The following is a 13,857-nucleotide window of genomic DNA, read 5'->3' on the forward strand; positions in this document are numbered from 1 at the left end:
GGCGGTGTGACATCACAGATAGAAGCTCTCGGCCAGCGAACCGATGATCAGCTGCCAGCCGTCGACCAGCACGAACAGCATCAGCTTGAACGGCAGCGAGATGGTGATCGGCGGCACCATCATCATCCCCAGCGACATCAGCACGCTCGCCACCACCAGGTCGATGATCAGGAAGGGGATGAAGATCGTGAAGCCGATCTGGAAGGCGGTCTTCAGCTCGCTGGTGACGAAGGAGGGCACCAGCACCCGCATCGGCACGTCCTCGGGCCCCTGCAGCTCGCCGATGTCGGCCAGGCGGGCAAACATCGCGAGGTCCGGCTCCCGGGTCTGGGCCAGCATGAACTCCCGGAAGGGGCCCTGGGCGCGGGCGAGAAACTCGTCGAAGCCGATGGCGTCGTTGGCCAGCGGCGCCCAGGCCTGGGCGTGCACCTGGTCGAGCACCGGGGCCATGATGAACAGGGTGAGAAAGAGCGCCAGCCCCAGCAGCACCTGGGTGGGCGGGGTGGCCTGGGTGCCCATGGCGGTGCGCAGCAGGCTCAGCACGATGATGATGCGCGTGAAGCAGGTCATCATCAACAGCACCGCCGGCAGGAAGGCCAGCGAGCTGAGCAGCAGCAGGGTCTGCAGCGACAGCGACCACTGCTGCCCGCCGTCCTCCAGCGGGCGGCTGACGATGCCGGGGATCTGCTGGGCCAGGGCCAGGGTCGGCGCGGCCAGCAGCAGCGCCACGGCCAGGGTCTTCAGCGTTCGGCGCGACACCCTGCCCCTCATGCCTGGCCCCGTCCACCGAGGCCGGCGTTGTGGCGGATCGCCTTGGCGAGCCGCGTGGCGAAGGCGTCACCGGGCTCGAAGCCCGGCCCGCCCGCCGGGGCGCCTTCCCGGGGCTCGGCCGACGCCGGCAGGTCGTGCAGCTTGTTGACCTGGCCGCCGCCGACGCCGAGCACCAGCCAGGTCCCCTCGACCTCGACGATCACCACGCGCTCCTTGGTGCCCACCGCGGCGCTGCCGACCACCCTCAGGTGGCGGCCGTGGCGCTGGTGGGGCAGCCCCCAGCGGCGCAGCAGGGCGGTGGCCACCAGGATGATGACCAGGATCAGCGCCAGGGCGGCGGCGGTCTTGCCCAGCGTCGCCATGCCGATCAGCGACTCGCCGCCGGCGACGGCGGCGTCCAGGCCCGCGGAAGACGTGTCGGTTGCGCCTGCGCTCATCGGTTGAGCTTCTGGACCCGCTCGGAGGGGGTGATGATCTCGGTGATACGGATGCCGTACTTGTCCTCGACGACCACGACCTCGCCCTGGGCGATCAGGTAGCCGTTGATGAGGATGTCCATGGGCTCGCCGGCCAGGCCGTCCAGCTCGATCACCGAGCCCTGGGCGAGCTCCAGCAGCTGCTTGATGGTCAGCTTGGTGCGGCCGAGCTCCACGGTGAGCTTGACCGGGATGTCCATGATCATCTCGAGGTCGCGGCTCGCGGCCGTGCCCTGGCTCGCCTCGAGGGGCTGGAAGACGCTGCTGCCGGCGGATCTGGCGGCGGGCGCCTCGGCCTCCGGTTGCGGATCCGGCTCGGCGGACTCCGCGGCCGCCTGCTCGGCCATCGCCTCCGCCCAGGGGTCGTCGTCGGCGCCGGGCGCCTCGTCGTGCTGCTCCGACATGGCGGCGGCCCAGTCGTCGTCGCTGATGTTCTGATCGGGCTTGTTGGGATCAGTCATGAGAGGATTCCTTGGATTGCGGCCTGGCGCCTTTCACGAAGGCGTCGGTCGGCGCATGGCCGGCGGCATGGTCGAAGATGCGCAGCACGCGCAGGGCGTGCTGCTCGTTCTGGCTGCCGTATTCGCACTCCATCACCGGCACGCCGTCCACGCTGGCCGTCACCGTCTCGGGAAGCTCCATGGGCAGCACGTCGCCGGCCTTGAGGGCCATGACGTGGTCGATGCGGCTCGGGATGTCGATGAAGTTGGCGACCAGCTCGATCTCGGAGTGGCGGATCTCGCCGGCGATGCGTCGGGTCCAGGTGCCGTCCTGATCCTTGCTGCCGTCGCTCAGGGGGTTGGTCAGCAGGTCGCGCAGCGGCTCGATCATGGCGTAGGGCATGCAGATCTGGAAGCTGCTGGCCAGGTTGCCCACCTCGAGGTTGAAGCTGGTATTGACCACGATCTCGTTGGGCGAGTTGGTGATGTTGGCGAACTTCGACTGCATCTCCGAGCGCAAGAAGCCGATCTCCAGGGGATAGACCGACTTCCAGGACTCGCTGTAGGCGTCGATGGCCAGGTGCAGCAGGCGCTGGATGATGCGCTGTTCGGTGTTGGTGAACTCGCGCCCCTCGGACTTGGTCACGAAGCGCCCGTCGCCGCCGAACAGGTTGTCCACCACCATGAACACCAGGCTCGGGGGAAACACGATCAGCGCCGAGCCGCGCAGCGGCTTCATGGCGATCATGTTGATGTTGGTCGGCACCGGCACGTTGCGGGAGAACTCGCTGTAGCTCTGGTAGCGGACCGAGTCCACGGTGATGTCGGCGCTGCGGCGGATCAGGTTGAACAGCCCCATGCGGAAGTGCCGCGCGAAGCGCTCGTTGATGATGTCCAGGGCATGCAGGCGCTCGCGGATGATGCGGTGCTGGGAGGCCGGGTCATAGGGGCGCACGCGAGACGTGCCGCCGCTGTTGGTCTCCGGCTCGTCGTCACCGCTGACGCCCTTGAGCAGGGCGTCGATCTCATCCTGGGACAGCAGGTCGTCTTGGGACATGTGTGTTGGCTACCCTCGGCCTATTGAACGATGAACTCGGTGAAGAGCACGTCGTCGATGGCCAGCTCCGGCTGGTTGTCCGACATAGGCGCCTCGAGGGCGGCGATCACCTGCTCGGCCAGGCGCTGCTTGCCGCCCGGTGAGGTCAGGTCGCTGGCCTGCTTGCCGGAGAACAGCATCAGCAGGCGGCTGCGCACCTGGGGCATGTGCTGCTCGAGCACGCCCTGGCTGCGCTCATCGCCGAGCTTCAGCGACAGGCCGGTGTAGAGCAGGCGCGCTCCGTACTCGTCGTCGGCCAGGTTGACGGTGAAGGGCTTGATCGGCAGGAAGATCGGCGCCGGCGGTTCGGGCTCCGCCTCGACGTTGACCGCCGAGCGCGCCTCGCCGTCGGGCTGGCTGAGCACCATGTAGAGGGCCACCGCCGCCGCCGAGCTCGACAGGATCAGCAGCACCATCATCGTCCACAGGAGCTTGCGGGAGCCGCCGCTGGATTTCGCCATTCTCATTCCTAGGTTGCAGTAGGTTGCCGACGCTGACGCCGCAGTATGCGGGTCGTGAAGGGATCATGATGATCCGAACAGGCTCGTTGATTGCGCCTATCTTGCGCGTTTGGCGCCCGGCCCGGGCGCCGCTCAGGCGTAGAGGTCGACGCGCCCGTCCAGGGCGCGTTCCCGGACCCCGCGCTCCTCGAGGGCGACGGTCGTCCCCTCCTCGGCGGCGTCGCTCCCCGGCGAGGCCTGCCGCTCGCCGGGCCGGCCGGGGGCGCCGTCGCCCTCGCTGCCGCCCTGGCGCTGCTCGCCCACCGAGGTCTCGCCCAGGCTGATGCCCTGCTCGGCCAGCGCCTCGCGCAGCTGCGGGATCGCCTGCTCCAGCGCCTGGCGCACCTGGGCGTGGGCGGAGATGAACTGCGCCTGGGCGCCGTGGTCGCTCATCTTCAGCGAGACCGACAGCGGGCCGAGCTCCGCCGGGTGGAGCTTGAGCTCAACGCGCTGCTCGCCGCCGTGCTGGCTCAGGCGCACCAGCTGCTGGCCCAGCTGCTGGGACCAGGCGGGGCTTGCCACCGGCGCCGGCAGGCTGGCCTGGGCCGGCGTCGCGGCGCTGCCGGCCAACGCCCCGGCCGTGCCGCCGCCCGCCGCGCCGATCATGGCGCCGGTCACCGCATTCGCCGCGCCCTGGCCGGCTAGCTCCAGGCCGCCGGCCGCCCGTGACGTCTCGCCTCGCTGGGCCAGCAGGGCATCGCCGGCGGCCGCAAGGCGCAGGGTCTCCTCGCTCGCCGCGGTGGCCTGGCCGCTGCCCTGAGCCGTGAGGCGCTCGGCCGCGGTGGAGAGCGCTGTCGCGCTCGACGGTGACGGCGTGGCGGAGGCGCGGCGCTCGGCGGCGATCGCCTCGAGCAGCGGGTTGATGCGGACGGCTTGGCCGGCCCCGCCGGGTGCCGGGGCGGCGGGATTCGCCGTGCCCGGCCCCTGAGCGCCGGCCGGGGTGCCTGCGGCGCTCAGGGGCAGCAGCGCGAGGGCGTCGTCTGCCTCGGGGCGACCGGCCTGCTCGATCAACGCGAGTCGCTTCCGCAGCGCGTCCCAGACGCCGCTGTTCTGGTCGTCGGTGCCGGGCCGCGGCTCACCCTGCTCGAGCGACCGAAGGGCGGCCTCGATCTCTTCGGCCGAGAGGCGCGTCCCGCTGCCCCGGCCGGCCTCGACGCCAACCTCCGCCCCGATCTCGGCGTCGACCAGCGGGGCCAGCGCGAGGGCTCCAGCGGCGTCTCCGGCCGGGCCCGTCGCGCCGAGCGTCAGGGCGTTGAGGGCCTCGTCGCCGGTGGCGGCATCGGCGGGCGTCTCGCCCCGGCCTTGGGTCGCCGGCGGCGTGAGCGAGGCGCCGGCCTGCCCGGTCGACGCCTGGGATGTCGGTATGTCGGCCTTGCCGGCACCGTTCCCCTGGGCCTGGCTCGCGCCGGCCAGGTGGCGGGCGAACTCGTCGTCCGGCGCCGGGGATGCCCCGGCGCCGGGGCGGCTCCCGCCGGCCTTGCCGGGGGCGTTGATGAGCAGCTGGATATCCATCGACAGTCTCCTTGTCGGCTCAGTGCTCGAAGTGGGACGAGCGCTGGCGGACCAGTCGGTTGTTGACCAGGTCATCACTGACGTGCTGTTCCCGGCGTTGTTCGTCGCGGCGCCTGACCGCCTCCCGGCGCTCGGCCAGGGTGTCGTAGGAGGAGAGGCGCTGCTGCTGCTGTTGCCAGTGCTGGCGGGTGCGCTCGACCCGCTGCTGCTGGGCGGCCAGGGCCTGGCGGGCGCGTACCAGGGCGTCGTCCAGGGAGGCGAGGAACTGCTGGTAGTTGCGCATGGTGGCCGGGTCGATGCCGTCGCGCATCGCCGCGTTCAGCTTGTCGGCATACTCCTGGCGATAGCGGTGCAGCGAGTCGAGTTGCTGGACGACCTGGCTGGCGGTGCGCTGCTCGCCGGCCAGTGTCTGGCCGGCCTGGTCCCGGGCCTCCCGGGCGAGCTCGACGAGGGTGTCGAGCGAGGTGCGATCACGGCTCATGGCTCTCCTCCGAGGACGCCGGCCAGGGCCTGGCCGGCGTCGTCCATGCTGCTGCTCTCCTCGATGTGCTGCTGCAGGAAACCCTCGAGCTGGGGATAGCGCCGCACCGCCTCGTCGAGCTGCGGGTCGTTGCCTGGGTGGTAGGCGCCGACGCTGATCAGGTCGCGGTTGCGCTGGTAGCGGGAGAAGAGCCCCTTGAACTGCTGGGCCTGGCGCTGCTGCTGCGGGTCGACGACGGCGGTCATCACCCGGCTGATGGAGGCCTCGATGTCGATCGCCGGGTAGTGGCCCGCCTCCGCCAGGGTGCGCGACAGCACGATGTGGCCGTCGAGGATGGCGCGGGCCGAATCGGCGATGGGGTCCTGCTGGTCGTCGCCCTCGGTGAGCACGGTGTAGAAGGCGGTGATCGAGCCGCCGCCGCGCGCGGCGTTACCGGCGCGCTCGACCAGGCTCGGCAGCTTGGCGAAGACCGAGGGCGGGTAGCCCTTGGTCGCCGGCGGCTCGCCCACGGCCAGGGCGATCTCGCGCTGGGCCATGGCGTAGCGGGTCAGGGAGTCCATGATCAGCAGCACGTTGCGCCCCTGGTCGCGGAAGCCCTCAGCCAGTCGCGTGGCGTAGGAGGCGCCCTGCAGGCGCTGCAGCGGCGAGGTGTCGGCGGGAGCCGCCACCACCACGGCGCGGCGCAGGCCCTCCTCACCGAGGATGTTGTCGATGAAGTCCTGCACCTCGCGGCCCCGCTCGCCGATCAGGCCGACCACGATCACGTCGGCGCGGGTGTAGCGTGCCATCATGCCGAGCAGCACCGACTTGCCGACCCCGGAGCCGGCGAAGAGCCCCATGCGCTGGCCGCGGCCGACGCTGAGCAGGGCGTTGATGGCGCGGATCCCGACGTCGATCTGCTCCTCGATGGGCGCGCGGGCCAGCGGGTTCAGCGGCGGCGTGGAGAGCGGGGCGCGGGGCGCCTCGGAAAGCGGCGCCAGGCCATCCAGGGGGACGCCGTTGCCGTCGACCACGCGCCCCAGCAGCGACTCGCCGAGGGGGAAGCGCCGCGCGCTGTCGTGCGGCCCGTCGGAGAGCGCGAAGACCCGGGCGCCGGGCATCAGGCCGGTGATCTCGGCCAGCGGCATCAGGTAGAGCCGCTCGCCGGAGAAGCCCACCACCTCGGCCTCGGCGTAGCGGCGCGGCTCGCCTTGCCCGGCCGGCAACTCGATGCGACAGGCGTTGCCCAGCGCCACCTGCAGGCCGACCACCTCGATCACCAGGCCGGTGGCCCGCACCACCCGGCCGCTGGTGCGGCAGGGCGGCAGCGGCGCCACCCGGGCGCGCACGCCGCGCAGGGCGCGCTGCCAGTGGGCCTGGTGGGCGTTGGCGGACAGCGACTCGGTCACTGGCAGTCGTCTCCTCGCGGGCGTTGTGCGGTCGGGCGGCGATGGCGAACCTGGGCCTTCACGGCTTGCCAGCGGCTCTCCCAGGTGGCGTCGAGCTCGCCGTTGGCGCTGGTGACCCGGCAGCCGCCGCGGCTCAGCTGGTCGTCGGGCTGCAGCGTCCAGCCGGCGGCCGAGAGCTCGTCGCCCAGGTGCGTCTGCACCAGCTTGTGGTCGAGGGGGTGCAGCCAGAGGCGCTGCTGGCCGACCAGCGGTGGTTCGGTGTGCAGCAGCGCGCGGACGATCTCCAGCACCTGGCGGGGCCGTGCCTTGAGGGCCTCGCCGGCGAGCTGGTGCCCGGTGGTGAGCGCCAGGTCGACCAGGTCCTCGGCGACGGTCTCGTCGAGGGTCTCCAGGGCCTCGCCGAAGGCGCCGGCGAGCTTGGCGAGCGGGGTGAGCGTCTCGGCGAGGCGCGCGTCCAGCTCCTCCTGCGCCTGCCGGCGCCCCTCCTCGAGCCCTTGGGCCAGCCCCTCGGCGCGGCCCTGTTCGCGACCGGCCGCGAGGCCCTCCTCGTGGGCCTCGCGGCGCACCCGCTCGCGCAGCGCCTCGAGTTCGGCCTGGCGGCGCACGGCCTCGCGCCGTTCGGCGGAGCGCTGCGATTCCTGGGCGCTCTCCGGCTCGCTCGATTCCTGACGCGGCGGCGCCTTGAGCTCGCCCATCTGCCAGCGGCGCCAGGGCGAGGGCGCGTCGTCCCGGCGGGAGGCGTCGGGATCAGACATAGGTGTCGTCTCCGCCGCTCAGCACGATCTCGCCGCCGTCGGCCAGGCGACGCACCACCTGCAGGATGGCCTTCTGCTCGGTCTCCACCTGGGAGACGCGGATCGGGCCGCGGGCCTCCATGTCCTCGCGCATGAGGTCGGCGGCGCGCTGGGACATGTTGCGCATGAACTTGTCCATGAGCGTCTCCGGCGCGCCCTTGAGGGCCACCACCAGCGAGTTGGTGTCGATCTCCTTGAGGATCATCTGGATGCTGCGGTCGTCCAGGTCGATGAGGTTCTCGAACAGGAACATCTCGTCGATGATCTTCTGGGCCAGGTCCTCGCTGTGGGAGCGCACCGTCTCGATGGCGGCCTCTTCCTGGTTGGAGTTCATCAGGTTGAGGATCTCGGCCGCGGTGCGGACGCCGCCCATCTTGCTGCGCTTGAGGTTCTGACCGTCGAGCATGTTGGTCAGCACCTCGGTGAGCTCCTGCAGGGCGGCGGGCTGCACGCCGCTGAAGGTCGCGATGCGCAGCACCACGTCGTTGCGCAGCTTGTCGTCGAACAGTGCCATCACGTCCGCCGCCTGGTGACGTTCCAGGTGGATCAGCACGGTGGCGATGATCTGCGGGTGCTCGTCGCGGATCAGCTCGGCGACCATCGAGGCTTCCATCAGGTTCAGGGCGTCGATGCCGGAACCCGAGCCGCTGGTCTCCAGCACGTCCTCGATCAGGCTGGAGGCGCGGTCGCTGCCGAGCGCCTTGGTCAGCACCGAGCGGATGTGCTCGCTGGAGTTGAGGTTGAGGGCGATGAACTCCTCGGTCTCGTCGTGGAAGGCCTGCAGCACCTGGCGCATCTCGTCGTGGGAGACCTGGTCCAGGCGCGCCATCTCCATGCTGATCTGCTGGATCTCGGAGGGGGAGAGGTACTTGAAGACCTCCGCCGCACTGTCCTCCTCCAGGGCCAGCAGCAGGATCGCGCTGCGACGCGCGCCGCTCATTTCCTGAAGTTTACTCATGCTTGTTCATCCAGCCGCGAACGATCATCGCCACCATGCGCGGGTCCTCGTCGGCCATCTCGCGAAGGTCCCTGAGGTTGTCCTCGTAGGCCGAGGCCTTGCGCGTGCGTCGCGGCTTCTCATAGGTGGAGTCGTCTTCCTTGTCGTCGGCCGGGGCGCGCTCCTCGTCGCCCTCGCCGACCCGGGCCTGGAAGGTGGAGGAGGGCGGCGCGACGGCCGGCTGCGGCGCCTGGCTGGCGCGCTTGACCAGCGGGCGCAGGATCAGCAGGTAGAGCAGCAGGATCGCCAGGCCCACCAGCAGGTAGCGGCCCAGGGTCGCGGCCAGGCGCTGGAGGTCGGGCTGCTGCCACCAGGCGAGGGGCTCGATCTCCGGGCCCGACTGCGTGAAGGGGCTGTTGACCACGGCGATCTCGTCGCCGCGCGCCAGGGAGAAGCCCATCGCCTGGCGGACCAGGCGCTCGATCTGCTCGATCTCGGCCTCGCTGAGCGCGGTGGGCTGCATCACGCCCTCTTCGTTCGGGGTCTCGCGATAGTTGACGACGACGGCGGCCGACAGCCGCTCCACCTGGCCGCGGCGATGCTGGACGTGGGAGATCTGGCGATCGACCTCGTAGTTGATGACGTCGTCGCGGTTGAGGTTGCGGGTCGCTGCCAGGGTCTCCTCGCCGGCCTGCTCGTCCTCGGCGCCCTCGTCGCCCTCGGGCGGGTTCTCCACCGGGGAGGGGGCGATGCCGGGGGGCGTGTTGCTCAGGGCGCCGGGGATGCCGCCGGCCAGGTCGTCGCTGCCGCTGTAGTTGACGCTGCTCTGGCGGCTGCGCACGGCGGCCTCGTTGGGCGGCTGGTTGGGACCGTAGCGCTCCGAGGTCTCCTCGCGGCGGGAGAAGTCCACCTGGGCGGTGACCTGGGCCTTGACGTTCTCGCTGCCGAGGATCGGCGCCAGGATCGACTCGATGCGCCGCTGGTAGGAGCGCTCCACCTCGGCGACGTAGTCCAGCTGGGTGCCGTCCAGCCCCAGGCCGTTGCGCTCGGGGGCGGTCAGCAGGCGGCCGTCCTGGTCGACCACGGTCACCGCCTCCGCGGCCAGGTCCGGCACGCTGCTCGAGACCATGTGCACGATGGAGTTGACCTGCCCCTCGCCGAGCACGCGGCCGGGGTGCAGGGTCAGCACCACCGAGGCCTTGGCCGGCTCGCGGTCGCGCACGAACACCGAGTCCTTGGCCAGGGCCAGGTGCACCCGGGCGCGATTGACCGGCCCCAGCGACTCCATGGAGCGCGACAGCTCGCCCTCCAGGCCGCGCTGGTAGTTGATCTGCTCGGCGAACTGGCTGATGCCGAAGGCCTGGTTCTCCATCAGCTCGAAGCCGACGTTGCCGCCCTTGGGCAGCCCCTGCTCGGCCAGCTGCAGGCGCAGGGTGTGCACCCGGTCGGCGGGCACCAGCAGCGCCTGGCCCCCCTGGCTGAAGCGGTAGGGCACGCCACGGGCATCCAGCTCGCCGATGATGCTGCCGCCGTCCGCCTGGCTGAGGTTGCTGTAGAGCACGCGGTAGTCGGGGCTGCGGGCCCACATCAACAGCGCGATCACGACCGCGATCGCCGCGGCGCCCGCGATCAGCAGGAACACCATCGGGTTGCCGCGCAGCTGATCCTTCAGGCGTGAGAAGCCTGCCGCGCCCTGGCCGGACGGGCTGCTGGTGGCGGAGGCGCCACTGCTCATGCGGGCCTCCCGGGGTGGCGGGAGGCGTGAGCGAAATTCATCAAGGAAGAAGACATCGAGTGCTGTCCGTCCATCGCGGTTGGCCGCCCCTGGAGTGGGCGGAACTCTGATGGCGGTCATTATCCGCCCCGGCTGTCACCCTAAAGGCCAGAAAAGCCCCGTTTTTATGAGGCAATTGGCGGCTTGGCCGCGGGACAGGGGCTGATAGCCTGCCTGTCCCATTTCCGTGACCTACAGGCCAAGGTGGTTGTGATGAGCGCGCCCGCGATCGAGTCGATCCTCTCCCAGATGCAGTCGTTGTCCAGCCAGGCCGCGGCGCAGCCGGCCAGCGGCCAGCGCGTCGACACCCAGGTGGGGGGCGGCGGCTTCACCGGCGAGCTGCAGTCGGCCATCCACCGCATCAACGAGCTCAAGCTCGAGGCCGGTGCCAAGGCCGAGGCCTTCCAGGCCGGCACCCCGGGGGTGGAACTCAACGATGTGATGGTCGACATGCAGAAGGCGAGCGTGGCGACCGAGATGGGCATCCAGGTGCGCAACCGCCTGGTCACGGCCTACAAGGACATCATGAACATGCAGATCTGATCACGCCTCCAGGCGGATCAGTCGTCCCTGCAGCTCGTCGAGGCGCTCGGCGATCCGCAGCACCTCCTCCGACGGAATCTGGCGGATCAGCTCGCCGCTCTCGCGATCGACGATGCGCGTGACGAGCCGCGACGTCGCCTCGCTCAGCTCGAACTCCACGCCGTAGGGGCGCATCACCTCGTTGATGCGCTGGATCGGTGCGACCAGCGCGTCTCGGCCGATGACCTGCGCACCACCTGTCCCGCCCCGGGTCACCGTGCCCCCCTGGGAGGGCAGGTTGCCCAGCAGGCTCTCCAGTCGTTGGCGGGCCGTCAGTGAGGTGGGCGCGCCCTGGGCTGAGGCAGTGAGCTCGGAAAGGGGGGAGGTCATGAGTGGCTACTCTTGTGGTCTTGTTCGAAAGTCATCACCTGATGATGTCGGCGTCATGCCTGCCGACCGGCCATGACGCACTACTGTTCCTATCGACCAGGGGGCGCCGCGACTTTAATCGCGTGCTCGGCCGCTGCGGCGTTTACTTTCCCGGTCGTGCTGGGTAAGTTTTATCGCTTTTTTTTAATATCAGGCCGCGCTGCCTCACGGCGCGCCGCCTCCTGGAACGAGATCCCATGACGCAAGAGCTTCCCGTCGAGCGGATCATGAACACCGGCCTGCTGACCTGCGCGCCGGAGACGCCGCTGTGCGAGGCCGCGGCCCGCATGGCCGAGCGTCGCTTCAGTGCCATGCTGGTGGTGCGCGCTGGCCAGCCGGTCGGCATCTGGACCGAACACGACAGCCTGTTCGTCGACTTCGCTCACCCCGAGCAGGTCGAGCGGCCCATCGAGGCGGTGATGAGCCACCCGGTGGTGACGATCCACCGGAGCACGCCGGTCGGGGAGGCCGCCCTGCGCTTCAGCACCGGGCAGCGTCGCCACCTGCTGGTGGTGGACGACGACGGTGGCCCCCTGGGCCTGCTCTCCCAGACCGACATGGCCCTCAACCAGGGCCTGGAGCCCTACCTGCGCCTGCGCGAGGTGGGCGGTGCGATGCGCAAGCGACCCCTGCTGCTGTCGGGCGAGCTGTCGCTGGGCGAGGCCGCGCAGCGCATGCGCCGCAGCGGCTGCGACGCCGCCGTGGTGACCTGCCGTGACGGCGAGCTCGGCATTCTCACCGAGCGCGACCTGGTGCGCTTCGTGGCCCGCCACCCCGGCGCCACCGCCGCCGGGGAGCTGGCCAGCCGGCCGCTGCTGACGGTGGGCGTCGATGAGGCGCTGATCCACGCTCGGGACCTGCTGATCGACCGGCGGGTGCGTCACCTGGGCGTGCTCGACGGCGCGGGGGAGGTCGTCGGCCTGCTGGGGTTCCAGGAGCTGCTGGCCGGTGCCGAGCACCTCTACCTGGAGGACCTGCGCGAGGCCCTGGAGCAGCGCGACCAGGCCCTGGCCCAGTCGCGGCGCAACCTGCAGCTGGCGGAGCGGGTGATCGACTCCTCCCTGGAGGGCATCATCATCACCGATGCCCGGACCCGCATCGAGTTCGTCAATCCGGCCTTCACGCACCTGACCGGCTACAGCCTCGAGGAGGCCACGGGGCGCACGCCGGCGATGCTCTCCTCGGGCCGTCACGGGCCCGATTTCTACCAGCGCATGTGGCAGGCCCTGCAGGAACACGGCTACTGGCGCGGCGAGGTCTGGAACCGCCGCAAGAACGGCCAGCTCTACCTGGAGCTGCTGACCATCACCGCCATTCGTGACGACCAGGGCGAGATCAGCAACTATGCGGCGCTCTTCAGCGATATCACCAATATCCGTGAGAACGAGGAGCAGGTGCGTCGCCTGGCCTACTATGACCCCCTGACCCGGATGCCCAACCGACGCCTGCTGGAGGACCGCCTGGAGCTGGCGATCCGCCATGCGCGTCGTCATCGCCAGCGGCTGGCGGTGATCTTCCTCGATCTCGACCATTTCAAGCAGGTCAATGACGCCCTGGGCCACGCCGTGGGCGACGAGCTGCTGCTCAAGGTCTCCCAGCGGCTGCGCGGCCAGTTGCGCGAGGACGACACCCTGGCCCGCCAGGGCGGCGACGAGTTCATCGTGCTGCTCAACGAGGTCGAGGAGGTGGAAGAGGTCACCCGGGTGGCGCGCCGCCTCGTCGAGTCGGTGAGCTCCCCCTTCGAGATCGGAGGGCAGGTCTTCCGCGTCGGCTGCAGCCTGGGCATCAGCCTCTATCCGGACGACGGTGACCGGGTCGAGACGCTGGTGCGCCAGGCCGATTCCGCCATGTATCGCGCCAAGCAGGAGGGCCGCAACACCTACCGGCTGTTTCGCGCCGAGATGCATCGCGAGGATCGCGGGCGCCTGGAGCTCGAGACCGCGCTGCGCAATACCGCCGAGACCGGGGAGGGGCTGGGGGTGCACTATCAGCCGCTCATCGACCGGGACAGCGGCGAGGTGCAGGGCGCCGAGGCCCTGCTGCGCTGGCACCATCCGACGCTTGGCCACGTCTCCCCCGGCGACTTCATTCCCCTGGCCGAGCGCTCGGGGCTGATCCTGCCGCTGGGCGAGCGGCTGATGCACCTGGTCGCCGCCCAGCTGCGCGACTGGCTGGCCGCCGGTCTCGCGCCGCCGCGGGTCGCCGTGAACCTGTCGGCGCGCCAGTTCTGGCAGAGCGACCTGGTCGCCCAGATGCGTGGCCTCTATGCCACCTATGCGCTGCCGCCGGGGCAGCTCGGGGTCGAGCTCACCGAGAGCATCCTGCTCGACAAGCAACAGGAGGCGATCCACACCCTGACGGGCCTGCGCGAACTGGGGTGTCGCATCGCCATCGACGACTTCGGCACCGGCTACTCGTCGCTGAGCTACCTGCAGGAGCTGCCGGTGACGACGCTCAAGATCGACCGCAGCTTCATCCAGAAGCTCGGCGAGAGCCGCGGCAGCTCGGCCATCGTCGCCGCGGTGACGGGCCTTGCCAAGGAGCTCGGCCTGCGCGTGGTGGCCGAGGGCGTGGAGACCGAGGCGCAGCTGCAGGCGCTCTCCCGCTATCACGTCAACCTGATCCAGGGCTACCTCACCGGCCGCCCGGTCGAGGCCACCACCTTCGCCGAGCGCTACCTGCTGCGCGCCGGCACCTCGTCCTGAGGGGCGCGCAGCCGCGGTGGCCATGCCATCGG

General features: G+C 70.4%; 14 protein-coding genes. 2 read left to right on the top strand and 12 right to left on the bottom strand.

All coding sequences use genetic code 11. From position 1 onward, the window contains the following. Nucleotides 1–12: 12 nt before the first annotated feature. The 11 genes from fliP to fliF all read right to left on the bottom strand — a co-directional run bounded on the left by fliP (nucleotide 13) and on the right by fliF (nucleotide 10,130). A complete protein-coding gene (gene fliP, locus C9F13_RS10975; RefSeq protein WP_108446301.1) occupies nucleotides 13–771 on the bottom strand; it encodes a flagellar type III secretion system pore protein FliP in 759 nt (252 codons plus the stop codon). Then, nucleotides 768–1,208: a flagellar biosynthetic protein FliO gene (fliO, locus tag C9F13_RS10980; RefSeq protein ID WP_108446302.1), complete on the bottom strand. Its 441-nt coding sequence runs from the start codon at nucleotides 1,206–1,208 to the stop codon at nucleotides 768–770. Before fliO ends, fliP begins: the two co-directional genes overlap by 4 nt. Further along, entirely contained in the window at nucleotides 1,205–1,708 is a 504-nt protein-coding gene (fliN, locus tag C9F13_RS10985; RefSeq protein ID WP_108446303.1) for a flagellar motor switch protein FliN, read from the bottom strand. The genes fliO and fliN overlap by 4 nt, the downstream gene beginning before the upstream one ends. Then, nucleotides 1,701–2,744, bottom strand: coding sequence for a flagellar motor switch protein FliM (gene fliM, locus C9F13_RS10990; protein ID WP_108446304.1), 1,044 nt, complete (start codon nucleotides 2,742–2,744; stop codon nucleotides 1,701–1,703). The genes fliN and fliM overlap by 8 nt, the downstream gene beginning before the upstream one ends. A 20-nt stretch (nucleotides 2,745–2,764) precedes the next feature. Next, entirely contained in the window at nucleotides 2,765–3,244 is a 480-nt protein-coding gene (gene fliL, locus C9F13_RS10995; protein ID WP_108446305.1) for a flagellar basal body-associated protein FliL, read from the bottom strand. 132 nt (nucleotides 3,245–3,376) lie between these two features. Then, nucleotides 3,377–4,795, bottom strand: coding sequence for a flagellar hook-length control protein FliK (locus C9F13_RS17635; protein ID WP_108446306.1), 1,419 nt, complete (start codon nucleotides 4,793–4,795; stop codon nucleotides 3,377–3,379). Nucleotides 4,796–4,814: 19 nt separating this feature from the next. Further along, nucleotides 4,815–5,276 carry a flagellar export protein FliJ gene (fliJ, locus tag C9F13_RS11005; protein WP_108446307.1) on the bottom strand — a complete coding sequence of 154 codons (462 nt, stop codon included), beginning with the start codon at nucleotides 5,274–5,276 and terminating at the stop codon, nucleotides 4,815–4,817. Further along, nucleotides 5,273–6,664 (bottom strand): flagellar protein export ATPase FliI, encoded by a 1,392-nt coding sequence (fliI, locus tag C9F13_RS11010; protein WP_281261069.1) that lies wholly within the window; start codon nucleotides 6,662–6,664, stop codon nucleotides 5,273–5,275. The genes fliJ and fliI overlap by 4 nt, the downstream gene beginning before the upstream one ends. Continuing rightward, nucleotides 6,661–7,419, bottom strand: coding sequence for a flagellar assembly protein FliH (locus tag C9F13_RS11015; protein WP_108446308.1), 759 nt, complete (start codon nucleotides 7,417–7,419; stop codon nucleotides 6,661–6,663). Before C9F13_RS11015 ends, fliI begins: the two co-directional genes overlap by 4 nt. Beyond that, nucleotides 7,412–8,416, bottom strand: a complete 1,005-nt coding sequence (fliG, locus tag C9F13_RS11020) for a flagellar motor switch protein FliG (RefSeq protein ID WP_108446309.1) — start codon at nucleotides 8,414–8,416, stop codon at nucleotides 7,412–7,414. Before fliG ends, C9F13_RS11015 begins: the two co-directional genes overlap by 8 nt. Further along, on the bottom strand, nucleotides 8,409–10,130 hold the full coding sequence (fliF, locus tag C9F13_RS11025; RefSeq protein WP_108446310.1) for a flagellar basal-body MS-ring/collar protein FliF: 1,722 nt from the start codon (nucleotides 10,128–10,130) through the stop codon (nucleotides 8,409–8,411). The genes fliG and fliF overlap by 8 nt, the downstream gene beginning before the upstream one ends. A gap of 252 nt (nucleotides 10,131–10,382) precedes the next feature. On the opposite strand from fliF, the gene fliE reads away from it, so the two are divergent. Next, nucleotides 10,383–10,712, top strand: a complete 330-nt coding sequence (gene fliE, locus C9F13_RS11030) for a flagellar hook-basal body complex protein FliE (protein WP_108446311.1) — start codon at nucleotides 10,383–10,385, stop codon at nucleotides 10,710–10,712. Here fliE and C9F13_RS11035 read toward each other — a convergent pair whose 3' ends face one another. Further along, nucleotides 10,713–11,081, bottom strand: coding sequence for a flagellar protein FlaG (locus C9F13_RS11035; protein WP_108446312.1), 369 nt, complete (start codon nucleotides 11,079–11,081; stop codon nucleotides 10,713–10,715). Between the two features lie 236 nt (nucleotides 11,082–11,317). Between C9F13_RS11035 and C9F13_RS11040 the strand changes: the two genes are divergently transcribed. Continuing rightward, a complete protein-coding gene (locus C9F13_RS11040; protein ID WP_108446313.1) occupies nucleotides 11,318–13,825 on the top strand; it encodes an EAL domain-containing protein in 2,508 nt (835 codons plus the stop codon). Nucleotides 13,826–13,857: the final 32 nt, after the last annotated feature.

Origin of the sequence: Halomonas denitrificans (genome assembly GCF_003056305.1) — a bacterium.
GTDB lineage: Bacteria > Pseudomonadota > Gammaproteobacteria > Pseudomonadales > Halomonadaceae > Halomonas > Halomonas denitrificans.

Coding starts and splice junctions, on each gene's coding strand:
- fliM (WP_108446304.1), bottom strand. CDS start 2,744: ATGTCCCAAGACGACCTGCTGTCCCAGGATGAGATCGACGCCCTGCTC.
- C9F13_RS11035 (WP_108446312.1), bottom strand. CDS start 11,081: ATGACCTCCCCCCTTTCCGAGCTCACTGCCTCAGCCCAGGGCGCGCCC.
- C9F13_RS17635 (WP_108446306.1), bottom strand. CDS start 4,795: ATGGATATCCAGCTGCTCATCAACGCCCCCGGCAAGGCCGGCGGGAGC.
- C9F13_RS11040 (WP_108446313.1), top strand. CDS start 11,318: ATGACGCAAGAGCTTCCCGTCGAGCGGATCATGAACACCGGCCTGCTG.
- fliJ (WP_108446307.1), bottom strand. CDS start 5,276: ATGAGCCGTGATCGCACCTCGCTCGACACCCTCGTCGAGCTCGCCCGG.
- fliE (WP_108446311.1), top strand. CDS start 10,383: ATGAGCGCGCCCGCGATCGAGTCGATCCTCTCCCAGATGCAGTCGTTG.
- C9F13_RS11015 (WP_108446308.1), bottom strand. CDS start 7,419: ATGTCTGATCCCGACGCCTCCCGCCGGGACGACGCGCCCTCGCCCTGG.
- fliG (WP_108446309.1), bottom strand. CDS start 8,416: ATGAGTAAACTTCAGGAAATGAGCGGCGCGCGTCGCAGCGCGATCCTG.
- fliN (WP_108446303.1), bottom strand. CDS start 1,708: ATGACTGATCCCAACAAGCCCGATCAGAACATCAGCGACGACGACTGG.
- fliP (WP_108446301.1), bottom strand. CDS start 771: ATGAGGGGCAGGGTGTCGCGCCGAACGCTGAAGACCCTGGCCGTGGCG.
- fliF (WP_108446310.1), bottom strand. CDS start 10,130: ATGAGCAGTGGCGCCTCCGCCACCAGCAGCCCGTCCGGCCAGGGCGCG.
- fliO (WP_108446302.1), bottom strand. CDS start 1,208: ATGAGCGCAGGCGCAACCGACACGTCTTCCGCGGGCCTGGACGCCGCC.
- fliL (WP_108446305.1), bottom strand. CDS start 3,244: ATGGCGAAATCCAGCGGCGGCTCCCGCAAGCTCCTGTGGACGATGATG.